Origin of the sequence: Mesorhizobium sp. L48C026A00, assembly GCF_000502375.1 — a bacterium.
Taxonomy (GTDB): Bacteria; Pseudomonadota; Alphaproteobacteria; order Rhizobiales; family Rhizobiaceae; genus Mesorhizobium; species Mesorhizobium muleiense.
This window is the reverse complement of record NZ_AYWU01000020.1, coordinates 66,665-85,412: the sequence shown is the minus strand read 5'-3', so window position 1 is coordinate 85,412 and position 18,748 is coordinate 66,665. Positions and strand designations below refer to the sequence as shown.

18 protein-coding genes are annotated in these 18,748 nt (G+C 59.9%); 8 read left to right on the top strand and 10 right to left on the bottom strand.

The window, feature by feature from the left end; translation table 11 throughout:
• The first annotated feature begins 125 nt into the window (after nt 1-125).
• On the top strand, nt 126-341 hold the full coding sequence (locus X738_RS87405; protein WP_245277761.1) for a hypothetical protein: 216 nt from the start codon (nt 126-128) through the stop codon (nt 339-341).
• Nucleotides 342-507: 166 nt separating this feature from the next.
• On the opposite strand, the gene X738_RS69500 is transcribed toward X738_RS87405, so the two are convergent.
• The 8 genes from X738_RS69500 to X738_RS69480 all read right to left on the bottom strand — a co-directional run bounded on the left by X738_RS69500 (nt 508) and on the right by X738_RS69480 (nt 6,353).
• Entirely contained in the window at nt 508-1,536 is a 1,029-nt protein-coding gene (locus tag X738_RS69500; protein WP_023801716.1) for an enoyl-CoA hydratase/isomerase family protein, read from the bottom strand.
• A gap of 442 nt (nt 1,537-1,978) precedes the next feature.
• Nucleotides 1,979-2,314, bottom strand: coding sequence for a LuxR C-terminal-related transcriptional regulator (locus X738_RS89200; protein WP_156942649.1), 336 nt, complete (start codon nt 2,312-2,314; stop codon nt 1,979-1,981).
• Nucleotides 2,311-2,511: a hypothetical protein gene (locus X738_RS85085; protein WP_156942648.1), complete on the bottom strand. Its 201-nt coding sequence runs from the start codon at nt 2,509-2,511 to the stop codon at nt 2,311-2,313. The genes X738_RS89200 and X738_RS85085 overlap by 4 nt, the downstream gene beginning before the upstream one ends.
• A gap of 234 nt (nt 2,512-2,745) precedes the next feature.
• On the bottom strand, nt 2,746-3,705 hold the full coding sequence (locus X738_RS69495; protein ID WP_031255903.1) for a YeeE/YedE thiosulfate transporter family protein: 960 nt from the start codon (nt 3,703-3,705) through the stop codon (nt 2,746-2,748).
• 121 nt (nt 3,706-3,826) lie between these two features.
• Nucleotides 3,827-4,162: a hypothetical protein gene (locus X738_RS0142900; RefSeq protein WP_023801714.1), complete on the bottom strand. Its 336-nt coding sequence runs from the start codon at nt 4,160-4,162 to the stop codon at nt 3,827-3,829.
• A gap of 214 nt (nt 4,163-4,376) precedes the next feature.
• Nucleotides 4,377-4,883 carry a peptide-methionine (S)-S-oxide reductase MsrA gene (msrA, locus tag X738_RS69490; protein ID WP_023801713.1) on the bottom strand — a complete coding sequence of 169 codons (507 nt, stop codon included), beginning with the start codon at nt 4,881-4,883 and terminating at the stop codon, nt 4,377-4,379.
• Nucleotides 4,884-5,327, bottom strand: coding sequence for a peptide-methionine (R)-S-oxide reductase MsrB (gene msrB, locus X738_RS69485; RefSeq protein ID WP_023801712.1), 444 nt, complete (start codon nt 5,325-5,327; stop codon nt 4,884-4,886).
• Between the two features lie 381 nt (nt 5,328-5,708).
• Nucleotides 5,709-6,353: a glutathione S-transferase family protein gene (locus tag X738_RS69480; protein ID WP_031255899.1), complete on the bottom strand. Its 645-nt coding sequence runs from the start codon at nt 6,351-6,353 to the stop codon at nt 5,709-5,711.
• A gap of 95 nt (nt 6,354-6,448) precedes the next feature.
• On the opposite strand from X738_RS69480, the gene X738_RS0142890 reads away from it, so the two are divergent.
• The 3 genes from X738_RS0142890 (at nt 6,449) to X738_RS69470 (ending at nt 11,397) form a co-directional block, all read left to right on the top strand.
• Nucleotides 6,449-10,318, top strand: coding sequence for a PAS domain-containing protein (locus X738_RS0142890; protein ID WP_306454980.1), 3,870 nt, complete (start codon nt 6,449-6,451; stop codon nt 10,316-10,318).
• Nucleotides 10,315-10,689 (top strand): response regulator, encoded by a 375-nt coding sequence (locus tag X738_RS69475; RefSeq protein WP_023801708.1) that lies wholly within the window; start codon nt 10,315-10,317, stop codon nt 10,687-10,689. Before X738_RS0142890 ends, X738_RS69475 begins: the two co-directional genes overlap by 4 nt.
• A gap of 90 nt (nt 10,690-10,779) precedes the next feature.
• Complete coding sequence (locus X738_RS69470; protein ID WP_036270113.1) at nt 10,780-11,397, top strand: response regulator transcription factor; 618 nt, start codon at nt 10,780-10,782, stop codon at nt 11,395-11,397.
• 131 nt (nt 11,398-11,528) lie between these two features.
• Here the strand turns inward: X738_RS69470 and X738_RS81070 are convergent, their stop codons facing one another.
• Both X738_RS81070 and X738_RS69460 read right to left on the bottom strand, forming a co-directional pair.
• Nucleotides 11,529-13,118: a GAF domain-containing sensor histidine kinase gene (locus X738_RS81070; protein WP_051407898.1), complete on the bottom strand. Its 1,590-nt coding sequence runs from the start codon at nt 13,116-13,118 to the stop codon at nt 11,529-11,531.
• Nucleotides 13,119-13,382: 264 nt separating this feature from the next.
• Nucleotides 13,383-14,753: an FAD-containing oxidoreductase gene (locus X738_RS69460; protein ID WP_023801705.1), complete on the bottom strand. Its 1,371-nt coding sequence runs from the start codon at nt 14,751-14,753 to the stop codon at nt 13,383-13,385.
• Between the two features lie 1,126 nt (nt 14,754-15,879).
• Between X738_RS69460 and X738_RS69455 the strand changes: the two genes are divergently transcribed.
• From X738_RS69455 to X738_RS69440, 4 genes are all read left to right on the top strand, one after another.
• Entirely contained in the window at nt 15,880-16,320 is a 441-nt protein-coding gene (locus tag X738_RS69455) for a hypothetical protein (protein WP_023801703.1), read from the top strand.
• Nucleotides 16,321-16,532: 212 nt separating this feature from the next.
• Nucleotides 16,533-17,006, top strand: a complete 474-nt coding sequence (locus tag X738_RS69450; protein WP_023801702.1) for a cupin domain-containing protein — start codon at nt 16,533-16,535, stop codon at nt 17,004-17,006.
• A gap of 11 nt (nt 17,007-17,017) precedes the next feature.
• Nucleotides 17,018-17,476, top strand: a complete 459-nt coding sequence (locus X738_RS69445; protein ID WP_031255892.1) for a carboxymuconolactone decarboxylase family protein — start codon at nt 17,018-17,020, stop codon at nt 17,474-17,476.
• Nucleotides 17,477-17,512: 36 nt separating this feature from the next.
• Entirely contained in the window at nt 17,513-18,502 is a 990-nt protein-coding gene (locus tag X738_RS69440; protein WP_373420453.1) for an NADP-dependent oxidoreductase, read from the top strand.
• Nucleotides 18,503-18,748: the final 246 nt, after the last annotated feature.

The following is an 18,748-nucleotide window of genomic DNA, read 5'->3' as shown; positions in this document are numbered from 1 at the left end:
GACACGGGCGAGCTTCAGTCGGCGCTCGACCAGGCCGGCAGTCGCCGAAGCGGTTTGCGATTTCTTCCCTACTGCGGCCCTTGTCGACGAGCGCCGCAAAGGCGACGAACTGGTCGGCGGGATGCGTGCCGGCGCACCACGTTTTCGATGGTCGAGGTTTCCTCGGCCTCATCGGGGTCCTCAACCTTGCACATGATCTTCTCGTCCGGCGCGACGTGACCTTCGGTCGCGAGCTTCTGCAACGCTGCCAGGCGGCGACCACCGCCGTGGACGTGAAATGTCTCATCGACGGGGTTAACAAGCAGGTTGTGCTTCAGACCATGGTGTCGATGCTGGCATAGAGCTCGGCGTCGTCGGCCTCGTCCGCGGGCAGTCGCCTGCGGCTTCGGCGACGGCCTCCGGCATTTGCCCGCTCTCGACCTGCTTTGATCCTCCGAGAATCACCGAAGCTTCGACAACCTCAGCTCCCCGGTTCGGACCGGAGGACAACCTACTGAAAGGTGAGAGCTAGTCCTGCCCGAGTGTTGCCGTGTAGTGGCCAAGCCTCTCCTCGATCTCGGGATCAGTTTGCAGTCCCAGTTCCATGAGCTGCTTGATCTTGGCCTGAGCCTGAGGGCGCTGCACGGACGTGATGAACGCATCCCATCCGGCAGCGATCTCCGGGTCCGAAGGCAGGCTTGCGAAGTCGACGAGCCGTTTGGTGTCGGCGATCGCCTGGTTGTCGAACGTTGCAACGCGCATGGCGAACGCGTCTACGAAGCCGTCAAGCTGATCATCCGGAAAGGAGCGATTGACGTAGCCGTATTTCTCGGCCAGATCGCCATCGATGTCCTCGGCACCGAGGAGTATCTCCAGTGCACGTCCGCGACCTACGAGTCGTGGAAGGCGCGCCATCGGTCCGCCACCTGGCACAAGTGCGGCGCCAACTTCCCATTGAGACAGGATCGCTTTTTCACGGCTTGCGAAACGCATATCGCTTGCCAGAGCCAATTCGCTCCCGACGCCGGTTGCTCGTCCGCGGATCAAACTGATCGATACGATTGGCGCACGAGACAGACGGACCAGCATATCGGGAAGCGGGTGAAGGCCAGTCGTGCCGGAAGGCAGGCCCGTGGAAGCCGACAGCGGGGGAATAAAATCATAGTGGGTGAGGAAGAAGCCTGGAACTGCGCTGTCGAATACGACGACTTTGAGGTCTGGATCGTTTTCGATCGCGGTGATCACCTCGTCGAGCTGCGGTATCGATTTTGGCCCGAAGATATTGAATGGCGGGTTGTCGAATGTTACACGCCAATAGGCGGGCGTGCGACGCTCCACTCGAACCTGCCTCTTCGACGACGTGGCATCTACCGGCAACGTCGCAACGGATTTATTGGGATTCGCTGCGATCGCGTTCGAAGCCGTGCTGTCGGCCATGGCTGGCCTGGCACCCATAACAGCGGCAACAAGAGCCACTGCCGCGACAACGTTGTTCCTGCGTCCACGGACGGCATATTGTGCGGCTGCCGTGACATGACTCTTCTGCGCCCGTTTCATGGGTGTCTCTCCATTGCTATAGGAATTTGCCTGGGTCAATGACCGGTTGCGGGCGTCAGATCTCGTGCCGCAGCGGCCGATGGCGGCAGCCGTGGCGGCAAGTAGTTCGCGCCGAGTGGGCGGTAGCGATACTGCTGACATGACGTTCTCCTCTGTCTACCCGACCGTGCGGATGCGGGAAAAAGATCAACCATCAGCAGATGCAAATCTATTGCACGATGGTGTCGGCGATACCTTTGGAGTGGTGGATGCCGTTCACGGTGTTACAAACAGGCGCTGCGCGCCGCGCTATCGCGTCAGGTTTGGCAGTTGAAAGTGGGACTATTGAGTGAACCAGCCGCGGGTGATCTGCACGCGAACGCCGGGTAGCGACAACCGCGCCGGGATCAGTCACCGAGATTGGCTAATGAGTAAAGCTGGCGGCATACCGCGGCATACGCCGCTAGAGTGCAATTGCGGCACGACTTGCCGCCATCGTTACCGAGTCGGCGAGGGAAGTTGCCTGCATCTTTCGCATCACTTGGCCACGGTATTCCTTCACCGTAATCTCCGAATGCCGAGCTCGAAGCCGGCCTGCTTGCTCAACAGCCCAGAAACTATACCCCGCCAGGACACCTCCTGCTCGCGACGGCTGAGCGGTGGGCGACGATGCCGGCGGCAGCCGGACCTCCGGATCGAAAGCAGGGCGGTCCTGCTCCGTTCGAGTGAATGCTCGATTGCTGTCAACCACACCTCGTCGTTGAGGGTTGCTTAGGAACTCGACAGTTCCAGCCTTCATCGCTCCCCACCGTCATCGGCGAGCCGGATTGGCGAAGCCTCGACGGCCAGCCGGTGCTCGATACGCAGTCCTCCCACGTCATTTCGGCAGCCGGCGAGCACGTCCTTGTTGCGTAGGCGTAATCGCAACCGGGCGATCGAACCGGCAATCTCCAAAGCGCGTGGCGACGGCCGCTTGGCCGGAACAACCTCGCTCACCAGCCCCTGCGCTCGCCACGGTGACTGCAGCAAGGGCGCCGCCTCGGGTCGCGAGAAAGTTCATAAAGCGCCGCGGCTTGCAGCGGCGCTGTGATCTTTACGACCGAGCGGCGGAGTCGCGGAGGCTTCACACTTGCACAGGGCAGATCGCTATTTGTTTCGCCGTGCGCTCGTTGCACTTCCCCCTGGGATGGTGGAGGCGCTCGCAAGCGCAATGTCCTGACATAGCCGCCGTCATGACCAAGACCTTGCCATCGAACCGAATTTGGCGATGAGAACGGCAAGCGTCGCAACGAACAAAGCGTAGGCGAGCACGGCCTGCCATGCCCCCATGGGGAATCCAATCATCAGCAGCGTATCGTTCCCACCGGGAATGAGTAGCGCACCCAATCCCATAAGGATGCCCCCTAGTGTTCTCCTGACAATGGTGTTGATTGTCGGCCATTTCAGCTTGAATCGGCGCTTCCGGAATCTTGCGGAGAAAAGACTGCCGCCGAACATGCAGACTGCAATCACGGCGCCCGCGACGGGTATCGAAACGATCGATCCAACCGATGCAGTGATCGAGAACCCAGGCGCAAAAACTGCCAGGATCGTAAAGGTGATTCCGACCGCTCCCATCGACAGCGTCAGCCGCCGGAAGTTGGACTCGGATCTGAATGACACACCGAGCCTCAGCGCCAGGATGGCCGACAGTGCAAGTGCGAGAAGCACCGCCCCAAGCGGCGGGGGAGCACTTATCGGCGGCTGATCCGGCAGCAAGCCAATCAGAGATTCTATATAGAACACCGCAAAGATGGCGAGAAACGCGAATCCGAAGTCGATTTCCCCATTCCCGAAATGGCCGACTGACCCGAACACACAAGCGCCGTTCACATAGGTGCCAAGCCCGAACAAGATGGCTGCCGGAACCAGGTAGCCGAGTGGCGACCAACCTTCCTGCATCATCGGTGGTGTTTCCAGGATTGCGTAGACGAGGGTCGCCCAGACGGCGCATTCGACGAGCGCGATGAATCTTGCGGGCCTCTTCTCCGAAACCAGTTCCCTCGTGGCGATAACGGTGCAGATTGATCCATGGTTGAGCGCGAAACCTAGAACAAATCCCAGCACTCCGAGCAAAGCCATGCCCGCCCAAATCTCCATGCTTGCGGCTGCAGGGCCAGACCCTGAAATGTTCACGAGGAATTCGCTCATTCGGCTACCGGAAATCGCGCCCCGCTCCTGTTCTAGAAGCTTCCAGAGAAACATGTTGATCACTGTCGCTGCGGCTTTCTGCGCCGCAAGCGCCGCGTGTAGGGGCGGGAGTCTCGAAAAGTCATGACCGGTCAACTCCTCTCAGTGGCCAGCGCGTCGTGTTCCGCCATCCAGCCGTGTCCGCGGAGAAGCCACGGACGAAGTCGATCACTTTGGCCGAGGACATCTCGCACGGTCGAAGATGAACCTCACCCGCCGGGGTCTGATAGAGATTGAAGCTAACGATTTCGCGGCCCCCGAGTTCACGGGCGAACAACTTCGTCCAGCCGGCCGATCTGTCGATAGTGACGCCATACGGCGACCCTTCGTAGATGCCCCGTGAGAAGCCAGTGGGAAGCCTACCAAGGCGGTCGAGGAAAGCAGAGAAGTCATCGGCGTTGGTCGTCTCGGCCTTCAATTCGTTTCTCCTTGGATCATCCGAACTTGGCTGGTGCGCTTATCGGCATGGAATGAAACTCGGCCTGCGGCAAACTTGTTGGCGGACTGCCCTTCCTGCCGCATCGGTCGCCGCGATACCCGGGGTTTCGCGGCGGTCAGGCCAAGCGCACCGACGGGGCATAACGGAATGTGCATGGCTCGCTGTTCTTCCCAGCCGGAACTGGGCTGGGCGCCTATTCGGCCGCGACCCGGCGGGGCAGCACCCAGTCGGAGCGAGGGTAATGGCAGCTGTAGCCGCCGGGGTAGCGCTCCAGGTAATCCTGGTGCTCCGGTTCCGCGTACCAGAAGTCTCCCACCGGCTCGACCTCGGTGACGACTTTACCCGGCCACAGGCCCGAAGCGTCCACATCTGCGATGGTGTCCTCTGCTATGCGCTTCTGCTCATCGTCGACGTAGTAGATTGCCGAGCGGTAGGAGCTGCCGAAGTCGTTGCCCTGCCGATTTTTCGTGGTGGGATCGTGAATCTGGAAGAAGTACTCCAGTATCCGGCGATAGCTGGTCATCTCGGGATCGAAGACGATCTCTATGCCCTCGGCATGATCGCCGTGATTGCGATAGGTCGCGTACAGCACGTTGCCGCCGGTGTAGCCGACGCGGGTCTCAATTACGCCAGGCAGCTTGCGGATCAAGTCCTGCATGCCCCAGAAGCAGCCACCAGCCAGAACAGCTTTCTCGGTCATTTAGATGTCCTCCACTTGGTCGAGGTACGCGGCGTAGCCCGCGGCCTCCATTTCGTCGCGCGGAATGAAACGCAGCGCAGCGGAATTGATGCAATAGCGTAGCCCGCCCCGGTCTTCGGGGCCGTCGGGAAACAGATGGCCAAGATGACTGTCGCCATGTACCGAGCGAACCTCGGTGCGAATCATGCCATGCGAGTCGTCCCGCAGTTCGTTGACATTTGCCGATACAATCGGCTTCGTGAAGCTTGGCCAGCCGGAGCCGGAATCAAACTTGTCGGCCGAAGCGAACAACGGTTCGCCGGAAACGACGTCGACATAGATGCCCGGCTCCTTGTTGTCATGATATTCCCCTGTGAAGGGGCGCTCGGTGCCGCTCTCCTGCGTTACCCGATATTGCGCCGGGGTAAGCTTCCTGACAGCTTCGTCAGTCTTTGCGTAATTCATTGTCCTACTCCGTTGTTGGAATATTGCCCAATTTCGCTGGAGGGCGCCGCATTCCAGGGCAGGGCTTTCAGCCTCGTCCGCCGATGCAATCGGGATACACACAGATGAAGCGACAGCCTGCGCAAATCTATTGCACGAAGGTATTGCCGATACTTTTGGATTGGTTTGCGTGATTAGCGATCCGGTCCGATAAGAAGACGGGGCACCAAGAAGAATAGAACACTCGGCTGGTGCCTATTCTCGCGCACGAAGGGGGTCGAACTCGGCATCTGCGCCTCTTATATTGCTCTTTGTCGACGACAATTCACCCAAGGCTTGGCCTACGGTGGCGTCCTAAAGATGCCTCTCGAACTCAAGTTCATTTCGAGAGTGACGTGGCGCTTACTGCTCCCATCCCTCGTAAAATGGAAACCGCTTCGCCCAGAACTCCTTGAGGCGCGGGTCGGCATCGATCTGGCGGACGATTTCGGCCATCTTAGGCGCGCTCTTGTAAAAGCGCGTGCGCCAAGGGCCGAAGCGCGAGATCACCGTCACATAGAGATCCAGCACAGAGAGTTCGTCGCCGAGGATGTAGTGGCTGGGTGTGATCTGCTCGTCCATCTTGCGCCAGCAATCGGCGATCCGGTCATGAACGCGATCGATCACGCGCGGCGCGTCATCTTTGCTGGCGGCGATACGCATCGCGTCGTCCTTGATCCAGGCAAACGCGTAGATCGCCGCCGACACATAGGTCATCCAGCGTAGATATTGCGCGCGTGCGGGGTCGTTGAGTCCTGGCGCCAGCCGTGCCTGTGGATAGAGATCGGCGAGATAAATCAAAATCGCAGCACTTTCGGTCATGATCTCGCCGGACGGCAGCACCAGCGCCGGGACCTGGCCGAGCGGATTAACCGTCTCGACCCGCTTGCGCGCCGCTTCGTCCTCCCAAGTGACCGCCTCGATCACCTCGTAGGGAATTCCGAGCAGCGTCAGCGTGGCCTCGATCGGAACTGAGCCCGATCCAACCGCGCCGAATATCTTGAGCATGAGGTCCTCCTGGTTGATGCTGCCGCGCAAACGATGACGTCACAGCCGCTGCTACATCCTCGGCGACGAGAAAAAGTGGCCTCGCCAACGTCCACGTGTCCGGGGATTCGTACCACACAGGTCGACTGTCAGAGCAGCCAAATCTATTGCACGATGGTATCGGCAATACTTTTGTCTTGGTGGAACGGCGAGACCTATTTACCGCCCAAAACCGACACCAAGGCACAATAGACCTTTGGATTGGCCCGGCGCATGCTCATGCGCGCAGACACACGCGAAAGGATGGCAATGGAGATCGATCTCGGCCGCGTCTTCGNCGCGTCTTCGACGCGCTTCCGGCGATGGTGTGGACTGCGCAGCCCGACGGGCATTTCGACTTCGCCAATCAACGCTGGTCCGACTACACCGGTCTCAGCCTTGATGAAGCCCATGGCTGGGAGTGGCAGGCCGCGGTAAATCCAGACGACTTGCCCACGGTACTCGAACGCTGGCGATCGATTCTGGCGACTGGCGAGCCCGGCGACTTGGAAGCGCGCGTACGGGGCTTCGATGGGCAGTACCATTGGTTCCGCGTCCAGTGCAGCCCGATGCGCGACGACGGCGGACAGATCATCAAATGGTGTGGAGTGGGCACAGACGTCGAGGATTTTCGTCGAGCTGAGGAGACCTTGCGGCGGCGGGAGCTCGATTTTCAGCTGATCGTCGATAGCATTCCGATGCCGGTCGCCGTGACCACACCGTCGGGCGAGGTCGAGGGTCTCAATCAGTTCACCCTCGATTACTTCGGCAAAACATTCGAAGAACTGAAAGGCTGGAAGGCCTCTGACGTCGTCCATCCAGATGATCTGGAGCGGACGATCGCTGCTCAGCTGGATGCGCACCGAAAGGGCAGCGCCTACAATGTCGAGAGCCGCCACCGCCGTGCTGACGGCGTCTATCGCTGGCACAACGTCCTTGGCCTGCCTTTGCGTGATCCGCAAGGCAACATCCTCCGTTGGTTTCATTTGCTGGTCGATATCGATGATCGCAAGCGGGCTGAGGAGGCGCTCAGTGCAAGCGAAAGTTATGCCCGATCGATCGTGGACAGTATTCCGGGCATGATCGCGGCCTTTACGCCAAATGGTGAGCTCGAATACGTTAACCGCCAGATCATCGAGTTCTTTGGCAAGCCACTTGAGGAGTTGAAGCGCTGGGCAACCAGCGATATGACACACCCGGAGGATCTACCGCGTGCTGTCGAGTACTTCACTCGATCGATCGCGTCGGGTGAGCCCTTCACGGACGAAGTCCGCGCTCGACGTTTCGATGGCGTCTACCGCTGGTTTCAGTCTCGCGGATCTCCACTTCGGGACACGAACGGGCGCATCGTCCGCTGGTACAACCTGCTCATTGACATTGACGAGCGCAAGCGCGCCGAAGAAGCCCTCGCGGCGCGCGAGCGCAATCTCAACGAGATCATCAACACGATTCCCGTTCTGGCATGGTCTGCCCGTCCAGATGGTTCCACCGAATTCTTCAACCAGCACTATCTTCATTATGCGGGCCTTTCGATCGGCCAATCAAAGGATTGGGTACCGACAACTGCGCTGTCCGATTACTGGGACCTGACAGCATCGGTCCATCCAGACGACGTAGACGGACTTACTGCTGCTTGGGAGGCCATTTTAGCATCCGGAAAATCGGGGGAAGCTGAGGCACGCCTCCGCCGTTTCGACGGCATTTATCGATGGTTTCTAGTTCGTGCCAACCCACTGTGCGACGAATCCGGGAATATCGTCAAATGGTACGGAGTAAGCATCGACATTGACGACCGGAAGCGCGCCGAGCAAGCGCTTCGCCAGAGCGAGCGCAGTTTCAAACTAATCATCGACACCATTCCGGCTTTCGCTTGGTCGGCTCGTCCTGATGGTTCAGCCGAATTCTTCAGCCAGCACTATCTCGACTATGTCGGCCTCTCAGCCGAGCAGGCGCAGGGTTGGGGCTGGACCGTCGCGGTCTATCCCGACGATCTGAGCGGGCTGACTGCCACGTGGCAGTCCATCATGGCTTCCGGAAAGCAAGGAGAAGCGGAGGCGCGGCTGCGCCGGTTTGATGGTGAGTATAGATGGCTTCTGTTTCGCACCAACCCGTTGCGCGATGCGTCCGGAAAGATCGTTAAATGGTATGGGGTCAATACCGACATTGACGACCGCAAACGCGCGGAAACCAATCTCGCCCTCGAGAAGCATCTGCTGGAGATGATTGCGTCCGGCAGTCCGCTCCACGACGTTCTCAGCGAGCTCTGCAAGATGGTCGAGGGGGCTGGCCCAGGCTGCTATTGCGATGTCCACCCGATCGATTGGAGCGGCTCAACCATCGAATATAGCGTGGCGCCTTCGCTGCCTGCCAGTTACACCGACCCAATTGCTGGGCTCTCTCTTAGCGGCGACGCATTGCCCTGCGCGATAGCAGTTCGTCAGAAGGTGCAGGTAGTTGCGGAGGACATGGATACGGACCCACGCTGGCGCGACTCCTTTGCTCGAATCCATGTTCTGGAACACGGACTGCGGTCGGTCTGGAGCACGCCAATTTACGCAAAGGATGGACGGGTCCTTGGCACCCTTTGCCTCTATCAGCGCCAGCCTGCGGGCCCGTCGCCTCAGCATCAGAGTCTCATCGCGCATGCGACGCACCTCGCGAGCATCGCCATCGAACGCGCGCGTACTGAGGCAGCGCTTAGGCGCAGTGAAACACTGCTCGCCGAAGGTCAACAGCTCAGTTCGACCGGTAGCTTCTCCTGGCGCGTGGACACGGACGAGATCGCGTTTTCGGAAGAACTCTGTCGTATCTTCGAGTTTGACCCGAATGGCGTTGTAACGCTCGAGCAGTTTCGTGCGCGAGTCCACCCGGACGACATGCCCTCGCTGTCGGCGCAATTGGATCGGGTTCGCGCTGGCCACGGCTATCCGGGTTACGAGATCCGGCTGCGGATGCCAGATGACAGGGTGAAGTACCTGCGCACCTTCGGTCGTGTGGTCCGTCACCAGGATGGCCGATTGGAGTGTTTAGCTGCGGTCCAGGACGTCACGGAGCGTCGGCTCGCGGACGAGGCACTCACTGAGGCCCGCTCGGAACTCGCACATGTCACCAGGATCACTAGCCTCGGAGCGTTGACAGCGTCGATTGCCCATGAAGTCAACCAGCCGCTGTCGGGCATCATAACCAATGCCGGCACCTGCCTTCGTATGCTGGCCGCCGATCCACCGAACANCCAGCCGCTGTCGGGCATCATAACCAATGCCGGCACCTGCCTTCGTATGCTGGCCGCCGATCCACCGAACATGGACGGCGCGCGGGAGACCGCGCGGCGCACCATCCGCGACGGCAACCGTGCAGCCGACGTGATCACGCGGCTGCGCGCACTCTTCAGCAAGAGAACCGCGGCGATCGAGCCGGTCGATCTCAACGAGGCTGCACGAGAGGTGATCGATCTGTTGTGGAGTGATCTTCAGAGAAGCCGGGTGGTTCTACGCACCGAATTTGCCGTCGGGCTTCCGTTTGTTGGCGGAGACCGTATCCAGCTTCAGCAGGTCATTATGAACCTGCTGCGTAATGCTGCGGATGCGATGAGCGGTGTTGACGATCGCCCGAGGCGGTTGCTCTTGAGGACCGATCTGGACGAGGACGATCATGTACGCCTGACCGTGCAGGACGCCGGCGTCGGTCTCGGACCCGAGGATACGGAGCGGCTCTTTGAGGCGTTCTACACGACTAAGAGCGACGGTATGGGGATAGGCTTGTCCGTCAGCCGTTCTATCATCGAGAGCCACAACGGCCGCTTGTGGGCAGTATCCAATGATGGCCCCGGGGCCACGTTTTCGTTTTCGATCCCCAGGTTCTCAGGGGATGAGGCACCCGCGCAAGATATCAGCGCGGCGGGGGCGTCAGTCATCAGCAGTGCCCAAAGTGTAGCGGGGATTTCATGAAAATTGCGCATCCACTCGTATCGGTCGTCGATGACGACGAGTCCGTACGCGAGTCATTACCCGATCTGATTAAGGAATTCGGCTTCAGCGTGCGGGCGTTCTCCTCGGCGGAAGAGTTTCTGGCGTCCGATACCATCGGCAAGACCAGATGCCTGATCCTCGACGTCTCTATGCCGGGGATGACAGGTCCCGAGCTGCAGCGGGAACTCAAACGTCGGGGCTTTCCGATTCCGATCGTTTACATCACTGCGCACCGGGACGACACCGTGCGCCCGCGTTTGCTTGAGCAGGGCGCGGTGGAGTGCCTGTTCAAGCCGTTCAGCGATGCTGCCCTTGAGGAGGCGCTCAGTTCAGCGCTCAGTAGGACCTAGCGCACGCCATTTTGTGGCCATCTCGTGGAGATATAAGTGATGAATACGGATCTGGCGACTGCACCTAGCGACGAAGCGAGGTCTGCATCCATGTCGCACGAAATGGCTGTCGTGTTCGTCGTCGACGATGATGTTTCCGTGCGCGAATCGCTGGAGTTGCTGATCCGTTCCGCTGGCTGGCAGTCGGAGATATTCGAGTCGGCGCGGGAATTCCTCGCCTGTCCCCGTCCGGTGGTTCCGAACTGCTTGATCTTGGACGTCAATCTTCCGGATCTCAACGGGCTCGATCTGCAGCAGTCCGTCTCAGTCGAGCGGACCGACATGCCGATCATCTTCGTTACGGGTTACGGCGATGTGCCGATGACCGTCAAGGCGATGAAGGCCGGGGCCGCCGAGTTCCTCACGAAGCCGTTCAGCAACGAGGTGCTACTGACTGCGATCGAGCAGGCGCTCGAGCGCAGCAGAAACTCGCTTGCCCTAAACTCCGAGATCCATGAGTTGCGGGATCGTCACGCATCCCTCAGCCGCCGGGAGCAAGAGGTCATGGCACTGGTGGTCTCCGGTCTGCTGAACAAGCAGGTCGGCTTCGAGCTCGGCATCAGCGAGATCACCGTGAAGGCACACCGAGGCCAGGTGATGCGTAAAATGAAGGCTGGCTCTCTCCCCGACTTGGTTAACATGGCGGCGAGGCTCGGAATCGCATATTAACTCGGGATCTGGCAACCAGTAGCGCTCGGTCTTGATCAAGGCCGGATCTATTCCAGCCGCGAACGTTCCCTCAGTCGCCGTCTCCACGAAAGGATTCGAACCGCAGATCAGGACTGGGCGAACCGGCATTCTCATGGCCGTGGAACAGAAAACGAAAACGTAGCCCCCGGGCCATCGTTTAGAGCCGCTGATAGGCGGCCATGATGGTTCTCAATGATCGAGCGGCTCACTGCAAGTCCGACTCCCATCCCGGCATTCTTTGTACTGTAAAAAGCCTCGAATAGTTTTTTCATAGTGTGAGGGTCGAAACCGACCCCCGCATCTTTCACGCTCAACCGCACCGAATCCTCCTCCTCCCGTTCGGTTCTGATCAGCAAGTCTCTTGGACGATCATCGACCGTGGTCATCGCATCCAACGCGTTCCGTAGCAGATTCAGGACGACTTGCTGCAACTGAATACGATCTGCCGAGACACACGGGAGGTCGTCGGCAAGTTCAGTCCGCAAAATCACCTGACTGTTCCGGATCTCACCAAGCGACAGCGCAACCACCTCTCGCACCGCGTCATTAAGGTCCACTGGCTCAAATGCGGGCTCTTTGTTGCTAAACAGAGCACGCAGCCGCGTGATAACCTGCGAGGCGCGGTCACCGTCTCGCATCGTGCGCCGCACGGCTTCTCGCACGCCGTCCATGTTCGGTGGATCGGCGGCCAGCATACGAAGGCAGGTGCCGGCATTGGTTATGATGCCCGACAGCGGCTGGTTAAGCTCGTGCGCAATTGACGCGGACAGTTGCCCTAGCGTCGCGATTCGGCTTGCGTGTGCGAGTTCCAACTGAATTTCGTGATATCGCCGCCGCTCATCCTCGAGGCGCTTCGTATCTGTCATATCGCGATAGATCACGTACCCAACCCTCCCACCACCATTGGATGGAACCGGAACGCAGATAAGGGAGACTGGCACATGCTTGCCGTCCTTACGTCTGCGGATGGTCTCACCGGCGAATGCCTCCCCCGTATGGAACATCCGATACAAGAAACCTTCGACCTCCTCCTGCCGATCGTCGAGCGCAATGAGTTCCTTGATTCCCTGACCGATCGCTTCTTCTGCCGTGTACCCAAAAATCTTCGTAAACTCCGGGTTGACACGCGTAATCCTGAAGTCGCCATCGACCATGACAACAGCTTCTGGAACCCGTGCGAACAGTTCACTGAGATGTGCCTTTTGATCCTCGAGTTCGTGGCCGAAGCGGACCAGCGTCTGCAGGTCCGCTTGTAGGACATCGCGGCAATGCAATAGGAGTTCCTGGTAGAGGTCGCTGTATCGATTGGCTTTATCATCAAGGACGCAGATGGTTCCAAACATCCGCCCATCAGGCCAGACAACGGGGAATCCCAAATACGAGACCATCCCCACTTGGATCTCGGGAGCCAGTTTCCACTGATCGTCTTCCAAGGCGTTGATGACAAGCAGCGGTTCGCGGCTCTTGATTACAGTTTCGCAAAAGGTCCCAATATCCATCGAGAAGGTGTCATCGACTGGAAAAGGATTTCCCTCCGAGTTGCTAGAAGCCAAGATACTGTAATGCGTATAGTGCGGCGGGTCGAGTTTGCACACCACCGCCGACGGAACGTGCACGATATTGGCCAACAGGTCGACAATTCGCTGCCATTTCTGAAGAGTGTAGGACGGAATTGCAATCTCTGCAGAACTTGGATTCATGGCCCGACCTCTGTGAAGCGTCCCGCAGGCTCGTCACCTCTCAAGCGAAACGCCACATGGTAGCGGATTTGGCCACGTGGACACCTCGATGGCCCGAATTGCCCAGGCCCAGAGTCGGAGCCCTCGCGCCAGCCATTAGTCCACGCCCCACGCCGGAGGATGGAACTCACTCACGCAGTATTGGGGTTACTCCTACTAAGGTCTATCAGACTTTGGTATCGATCCTCCACTGCTGCCTTCGTGGCGAGTACCCGCCCAACCACTCTACTGCATTGCACCGATCACAGTTGGTATTAGCTCCGAGACCGTCGGATGGATCGGCACTGCCCATTGAAGGTCGCGATACTGTGTGCCTGCGTTAATTGCGTCGAGTATGCCGTGAATCGCCTCGTCACCGCCCGTCCCGAGAATCGCGGCGCCGAGGATCTTGCCCGTTTCGGCATTGGCGACGACCTTCATGAATCCGAGCGTCTCGCCCTTCTCGACAGCACGCCCAACCCGAGTCATCGGCCGCGTGCCGACGAGAACGGGGAGGCCGGCCTTTCGCGCTTCCGCTTCGCTCATGGCGGCGCGTCCCAGCGGCGGGTCGATGTAGAGCGCGTAGCCCGGAACACGGTCGCTGACCTTGCGGCTTTCGCGGTCAAGCAGATTGGCCGCAACGATCTCAAAATCATTGTACGCCGTGTGGGTGAAGGCACCGCGGCCGTTGCAATCGCCGAGCGCGAAGACACCCTCGATGTTGGTCGCGAGATGATCGTCAACCCTAATAAAACCGCGGGCGTCCCGCGCGATTCCTACCTCCTCCAAGCCGAGGTCATCGGTGTTAGGGCGGCGCCCGACAGCGAGCAGAACATGACTGCCGAGCACGTCGCGGGGCTCGCGCTCGCAGTGAAGGCCGACGCGGATTTCATCGCCGTATTGTTCAAAGCGGATGCATTCGGCGTCCAGTCTGATCGCAATGCCTTCGCGTTCGAGAATGTGTTTGATCGTTGCAGCGACATCGTCGTCCTCGCGCGAGACCAAACGAGGCCCTTTTTCCACGACAGTCACTTCGGCGCCAAAACGGCGGAACATCTGTGCAAATTCGAGTCCGACATAGCTGCCGCCAACAACGACGAGGTGGCGCGGCACCTGGTCAAGCGCGACCATGTCGGTGTTGTCGAGGACCTTGACGTGGTCGATGCCGGGCATATCCGGTCTCGCCGCCCGTCCACCGACATTGATGAAGATCCTCTGCGCTGAGAGCGTTTCGCCGCCGACATTGACCGTGTGCGGGTCGACGAACCGGGCATGGCCGCGGATGACGGTGCAGTTCTCCATGCCGGTCAACCAGTTCTCAAGGCCCGAACGGGAATCGAGTGTTATTTTGGCGGCGCGCGCGTGGACCTTCTTCATGTCAATTGCGATTTCCCTTCCGACCGAGACGCCATAATCGCCGGCGCGTCTGGCGAGATGCGCCGCATAGGCGCTCGCGACCATCGCCTTTGTAGGCATGCAGCCGGTGTTGACGCAGGTTCCGCCGAGGTATTTGCGTTCGATTAGCGCGACCTTCATGCCGGCGGCCGTCAAGCGCCCGGCGAGCGAGGGTCCCGCCTGCCCGGCGCCGATGATGATCGCGTCGAAGCTACGGCTCATGACGCGCCCCCGATGATCAGGGCTGCTGTCGCCATGACACGAACCGTTTTCATGAGAACCTCCATTCGTCGCTCAGATGGAAGACGGGGTTGATCAGGGTTCCGATTGAATGAATCCGGGCGAGCGCCATGGGCGCCGCACGAGAGCCAATCGACATCCGGATATAGGCCCAGATGGACTGACATTCGCGCCAAATCTATTGCACGATAGTATCGGCAATACTTTTGGATCGGCTCGCGCACTGAGCAGGCGCTGCGATAATTGAGACCGACACCACCGCACAACAAAACCTAGGCATTGCCTTGGGCGCATGCTCGCGCACATGTGGCGAGGGGCAGCAACCGAAGGCGAGACGGTCGACCGATTAACCGCTCAACGGGTGCGCAGAAATGCGAGAAGACGCGAACGGGAGAAAGTCCGACGCTCTTTGCAGGTTCCGAATTCAGCGAGGTGCATCACGTCTTGTGCATCCTTGAACTACCTTGAACTACGTCGTGGAAGCCCTTTCGCGCCTTGTTCGCTTTGCGGCAACAAAGGGTCACGTCGGCAATCCCGGGACATGCGCGAGTATGTTGAACGGCTGACTGCGGCCGATATCGCCACGACGGCCGCCGAGCAAAGAGGCCAGATCAACTTGGGGCCGACACGGAAGCCTGTTTTCGTGACGGCCGCTTCGATCAGAACTGCAGCTTATGGCCGCGCTTAGCGGCCCAGACTGATGCCAAAGTATTGGGGACACCATCGTACAATAGATTTGCCTCCACACTTGCATGAATCTGTACATGGCATTCGACCATGCAGACGTGCTCAGTGGAAAGGAGATCGCGTCATGAAACTCTTGTCTCTCGTCACCCAGCATCTATCGGCGCTTCGCAAACTAGTAGCGCCTCGCTATCGGCCGGAGCTCCACTACATGCGCGGCCCGGGACCAGCTTACGCACGCCGCCCGGTCACGGTCGACGCGAGGCGCGTAATGCCGAGACCGCGCGGGCGATGACAATACGGAGCCGGACGACGCAATGGGTGCCCGGGGTGAGTGTACCGTTTCGTACCTGCAAGAGCCGAACTTCCACAGCCAGCAGCCTGTTGCGCCGATCTGCTGACGCCAAGTACAGGAGTTCCCATTATGAGACCGAAGCAGGCAGTCTACTACCCGATCTGCCGCTGTCATGTCGGCTGTGTCGTTGACGACGGTAGCAAGCCCGCACCCGGAGACGGCTTCGCAGGCATAACGCTGCTGCGCCTGGCCGCAGCTCTTGTGGTCGGCGCACGGGTGTTCCTCGTGGCGTCGGAGGCGAGTGCGCATGACGCGTCGCCGACCGCTGCGCAGCCGCAGGGGTGGTCTTATCCCTTCTCCTGCTGCTCCGGCTACGATTGCCGCGAAGTCGCATACAATGCCATCGGAGAGCGGCCCGAAGGCTACGTTATAAAGGGCACGGGAGAAGTGATTACCTACACAGACAGCCGCATCAAGAACAGTCCCGACGGCGTGTTTCATTGGTGTTCGGCGGCCGGAGCGAGTGAGGGGCACACAATCTGCCTGTTTGTACCGCCGCGTGGATTCTGAGGACGACACGGTGCGTCTGTTTGGCAACGCCAATATGCCCGTGGCCCTTGAGGAAGAGGCGGACTGCAACGCTTGGACGAGCCGAGTAGCCGGCCGTCAGCTATTGCCAGTCCGACTGATGCTACAGTCGTTTTACTCAATCTTGCGTCTGCTTTGCGCCCATGCTGGCTGCAAGATCGCCGCAACCCTGATCCCAACATGAGGACAAAACAATGAGAATGATCAAGTTAACGGGTTTCATCGGCGCAGCGGGCATCGCAGTCGCACTCGCCAGTACAACCCTGTACGCCAACGGGCCGGAGCACAAGACGGTGATTCCTGTCTCCCAGAAAATAGGAGCGCAGGGTTTCGATGAGACGGTGAGGCCTGTCTTCGAGCGCGCCATCCCGAACATCCCAGGCAAGAGCCTGATCGCTGTTGAGGTGATCTACCCGCCCGGCGGCAAGTCGGCGCCCCATTTCCATACCAAGTCCGCTTTCATCTACGCCCATGTACTTTCTGGCGCTATTCGCAGCCAGGTCGATGGCGAACCCGCCAAAGTCTACCAGGTCGGCGAGGGCTTCTACGAGAACCCTGGCTCGCACCACAGGGTGAGTGAGAACGCCAGCGCCACCGAACCGGCAAGCTTGCTCGCCGTCTTTATCACCGATCCCACAGACACACTGACCATCCCGCAGCAGCAGTAAGGACCGCCACCATGCCCCAGCGCATGAACTATGCGGCCGCCGCTCCGGGTGGCATGAAGGCTCTCGGCGCCGTCTACGGCTATGTTGCCCAGAGCGGATTGCCGGCAGCCCTGATCGAACTTGTCTATCTTCGCATCTCGCAGATCAATGGCTGCGCCTACTGCATCGACATGCACAGCCGCGACCTGCTCAAGGCGGGCGTGCCGGTCGAGAAGCTCGTGCTCGTCCCGGCCTGGGATGAGGCCGGGCGCCTGTTCAGCAGCCAGGAGAAGGCGGCACTGAAGTGGGCCGAAGTGCTCACTCGGGTCAGCGACACGCATGTGCCCGAGGAGGCCTATGCCGAGGCTCGCGCTACGTTCGGCGAAAAGGAACTCGCTGATTTGACGATCGCGATCGGCCTGATGAACGCCTTCAACCGCCTGGCGATCAGCTTCCGCGCCACGCCGCTGGCCGCAGCTGATGGTGCGTGAGATCTGCCAAGACACGACAGATGCAAGGAGCATCCGATGACGACAATCAGCATCTCTCATGAAGAAGCCCGGGGCCAAGTCGGCACGTCTATGAAGGCTTGGCGCATACATGAGTTCGGCCCTCCGGAAATGATGCAGTTCGATCGCGTTCCCGTGCCCAGTCCGGGCCCCGGAGAAGTCCTCGTCAAAGTCCATGCCGCCGGGGTAGGGCCGTGGGATGGCTGGATCAGAGGCGGAAGGAGCGTGCTTCCGCAACCGCTTCCCCTCACGCTGGGTTCCGACCTGTCAGGAGAGATCGAGACCGTCGGGCCGGGCGTCACCGGCCTGCGCGTCGGCGATCAGGTTTATGGCGTCACTAATCCGCGCTTCATTGGCGCTTACGCCGAATATGCGCTGGCTTCGGTGAGCATGATTGCCCACAAGCCGACCACTCTCACGCACGTTGAAGCGGCCTCAGTTCCTGTGATCGCGGTAACCGCCTGGCAGGGACTGTTCGACGAGGCGCAGCTCACAGCAGGCCAGACCGTGCTCATACACGGAGGCGCAGGCAACGTTGGGGCGTACGCGGTGCAACTCGCCCGCCGTGCCGGCATTCGGACCATCACAACGGCAGCGACCGACAAAGTTGCGTTTGTGCGCGAGCTTGGGGCAGACACGGTGGTCGATTTTCAGACCGAGCGCTTCGAGGACGCGGCCCGGGATGTGGACGCAGTCCTCGATCTCGTCGGCGGCGATACGCAGAACCGCTCGTTCCAGGTCCTGCGCCACGGCGGCAAGCTGATTTCGGCCGTGTCCCAACCCGATCAGGAGCTTGCAAAGAATCGCGGCGTCGATGCGACCTTCTTCCTGGTCAAAGTCACAACCAGGCACCTGACAGAACTCACCGAGCTGATCAACCGCGGCAATCTGAGAACACGGGTAGGCGCCGTCCTGCCGCTCGCGGACGCCCGCGAGGCTCACTACATTTTGGAGGGCCGGCGTCCTCCGCCGCACGGAAAAATCGTTCTCGCCGTGGGGACTCAGTGACGGCTCTGGCTGGGCTTCCAGGCAACAGAGGAACGCGGGAAGAGCCTGCGCGCCTCCCAAGACTGCGAGCTCGTTCGAGGTGGCTTCGTGGGTTTGGGCCGGACCCTCTGTTCTAGGCGAACCTGATCGCATAGTCGGTCGACGAGGCGATCGCCGCCTGAGCGGCGCCAGGTTCGCTCGTGATCGCCGCCAAGATCGACTGCAGCCACAGCGTAAATCAACCTCGCGTAAACCATGAACTACAGC

What these genes read in the sequence shown, in the direction of transcription:
- X738_RS69500 (WP_023801716.1), bottom strand. Translation starts at nt 1,536, where the DNA reads ATGAAACGGGCGCAGAAGAGTCATGTCACGGCAGCCGCACAATATGCC.
- X738_RS89200 (WP_156942649.1), bottom strand. Translation starts at nt 2,314, where the DNA reads ATGAAGGCTGGAACTGTCGAGTTCCTAAGCAACCCTCAACGACGAGGT.
- X738_RS69495 (WP_031255903.1), bottom strand. Translation starts at nt 3,705, where the DNA reads ATGAGCGAATTCCTCGTGAACATTTCAGGGTCTGGCCCTGCAGCCGCA.
- msrA (WP_023801713.1), bottom strand. Translation starts at nt 4,883, where the DNA reads ATGACCGAGAAAGCTGTTCTGGCTGGTGGCTGCTTCTGGGGCATGCAG.
- msrB (WP_023801712.1), bottom strand. Translation starts at nt 5,327, where the DNA reads ATGAATTACGCAAAGACTGACGAAGCTGTCAGGAAGCTTACCCCGGCG.
- X738_RS69480 (WP_031255899.1), bottom strand. Translation starts at nt 6,353, where the DNA reads ATGCTCAAGATATTCGGCGCGGTTGGATCGGGCTCAGTTCCGATCGAG.
- X738_RS69475 (WP_023801708.1), top strand. Translation starts at nt 10,315, where the DNA reads ATGAAAATTGCGCATCCACTCGTATCGGTCGTCGATGACGACGAGTCC.
- X738_RS69470 (WP_036270113.1), top strand. Translation starts at nt 10,780, where the DNA reads ATGTCGCACGAAATGGCTGTCGTGTTCGTCGTCGACGATGATGTTTCC.
- X738_RS81070 (WP_051407898.1), bottom strand. Translation starts at nt 13,118, where the DNA reads ATGAATCCAAGTTCTGCAGAGATTGCAATTCCGTCCTACACTCTTCAG.
- X738_RS69460 (WP_023801705.1), bottom strand. Translation starts at nt 14,753, where the DNA reads ATGAGCCGTAGCTTCGACGCGATCATCATCGGCGCCGGGCAGGCGGGA.
- X738_RS69455 (WP_023801703.1), top strand. Translation starts at nt 15,880, where the DNA reads ATGAGACCGAAGCAGGCAGTCTACTACCCGATCTGCCGCTGTCATGTC.
- X738_RS69450 (WP_023801702.1), top strand. Translation starts at nt 16,533, where the DNA reads ATGAGAATGATCAAGTTAACGGGTTTCATCGGCGCAGCGGGCATCGCA.
- X738_RS69445 (WP_031255892.1), top strand. Translation starts at nt 17,018, where the DNA reads ATGCCCCAGCGCATGAACTATGCGGCCGCCGCTCCGGGTGGCATGAAG.
- X738_RS69440 (WP_373420453.1), top strand. Translation starts at nt 17,513, where the DNA reads ATGACGACAATCAGCATCTCTCATGAAGAAGCCCGGGGCCAAGTCGGC.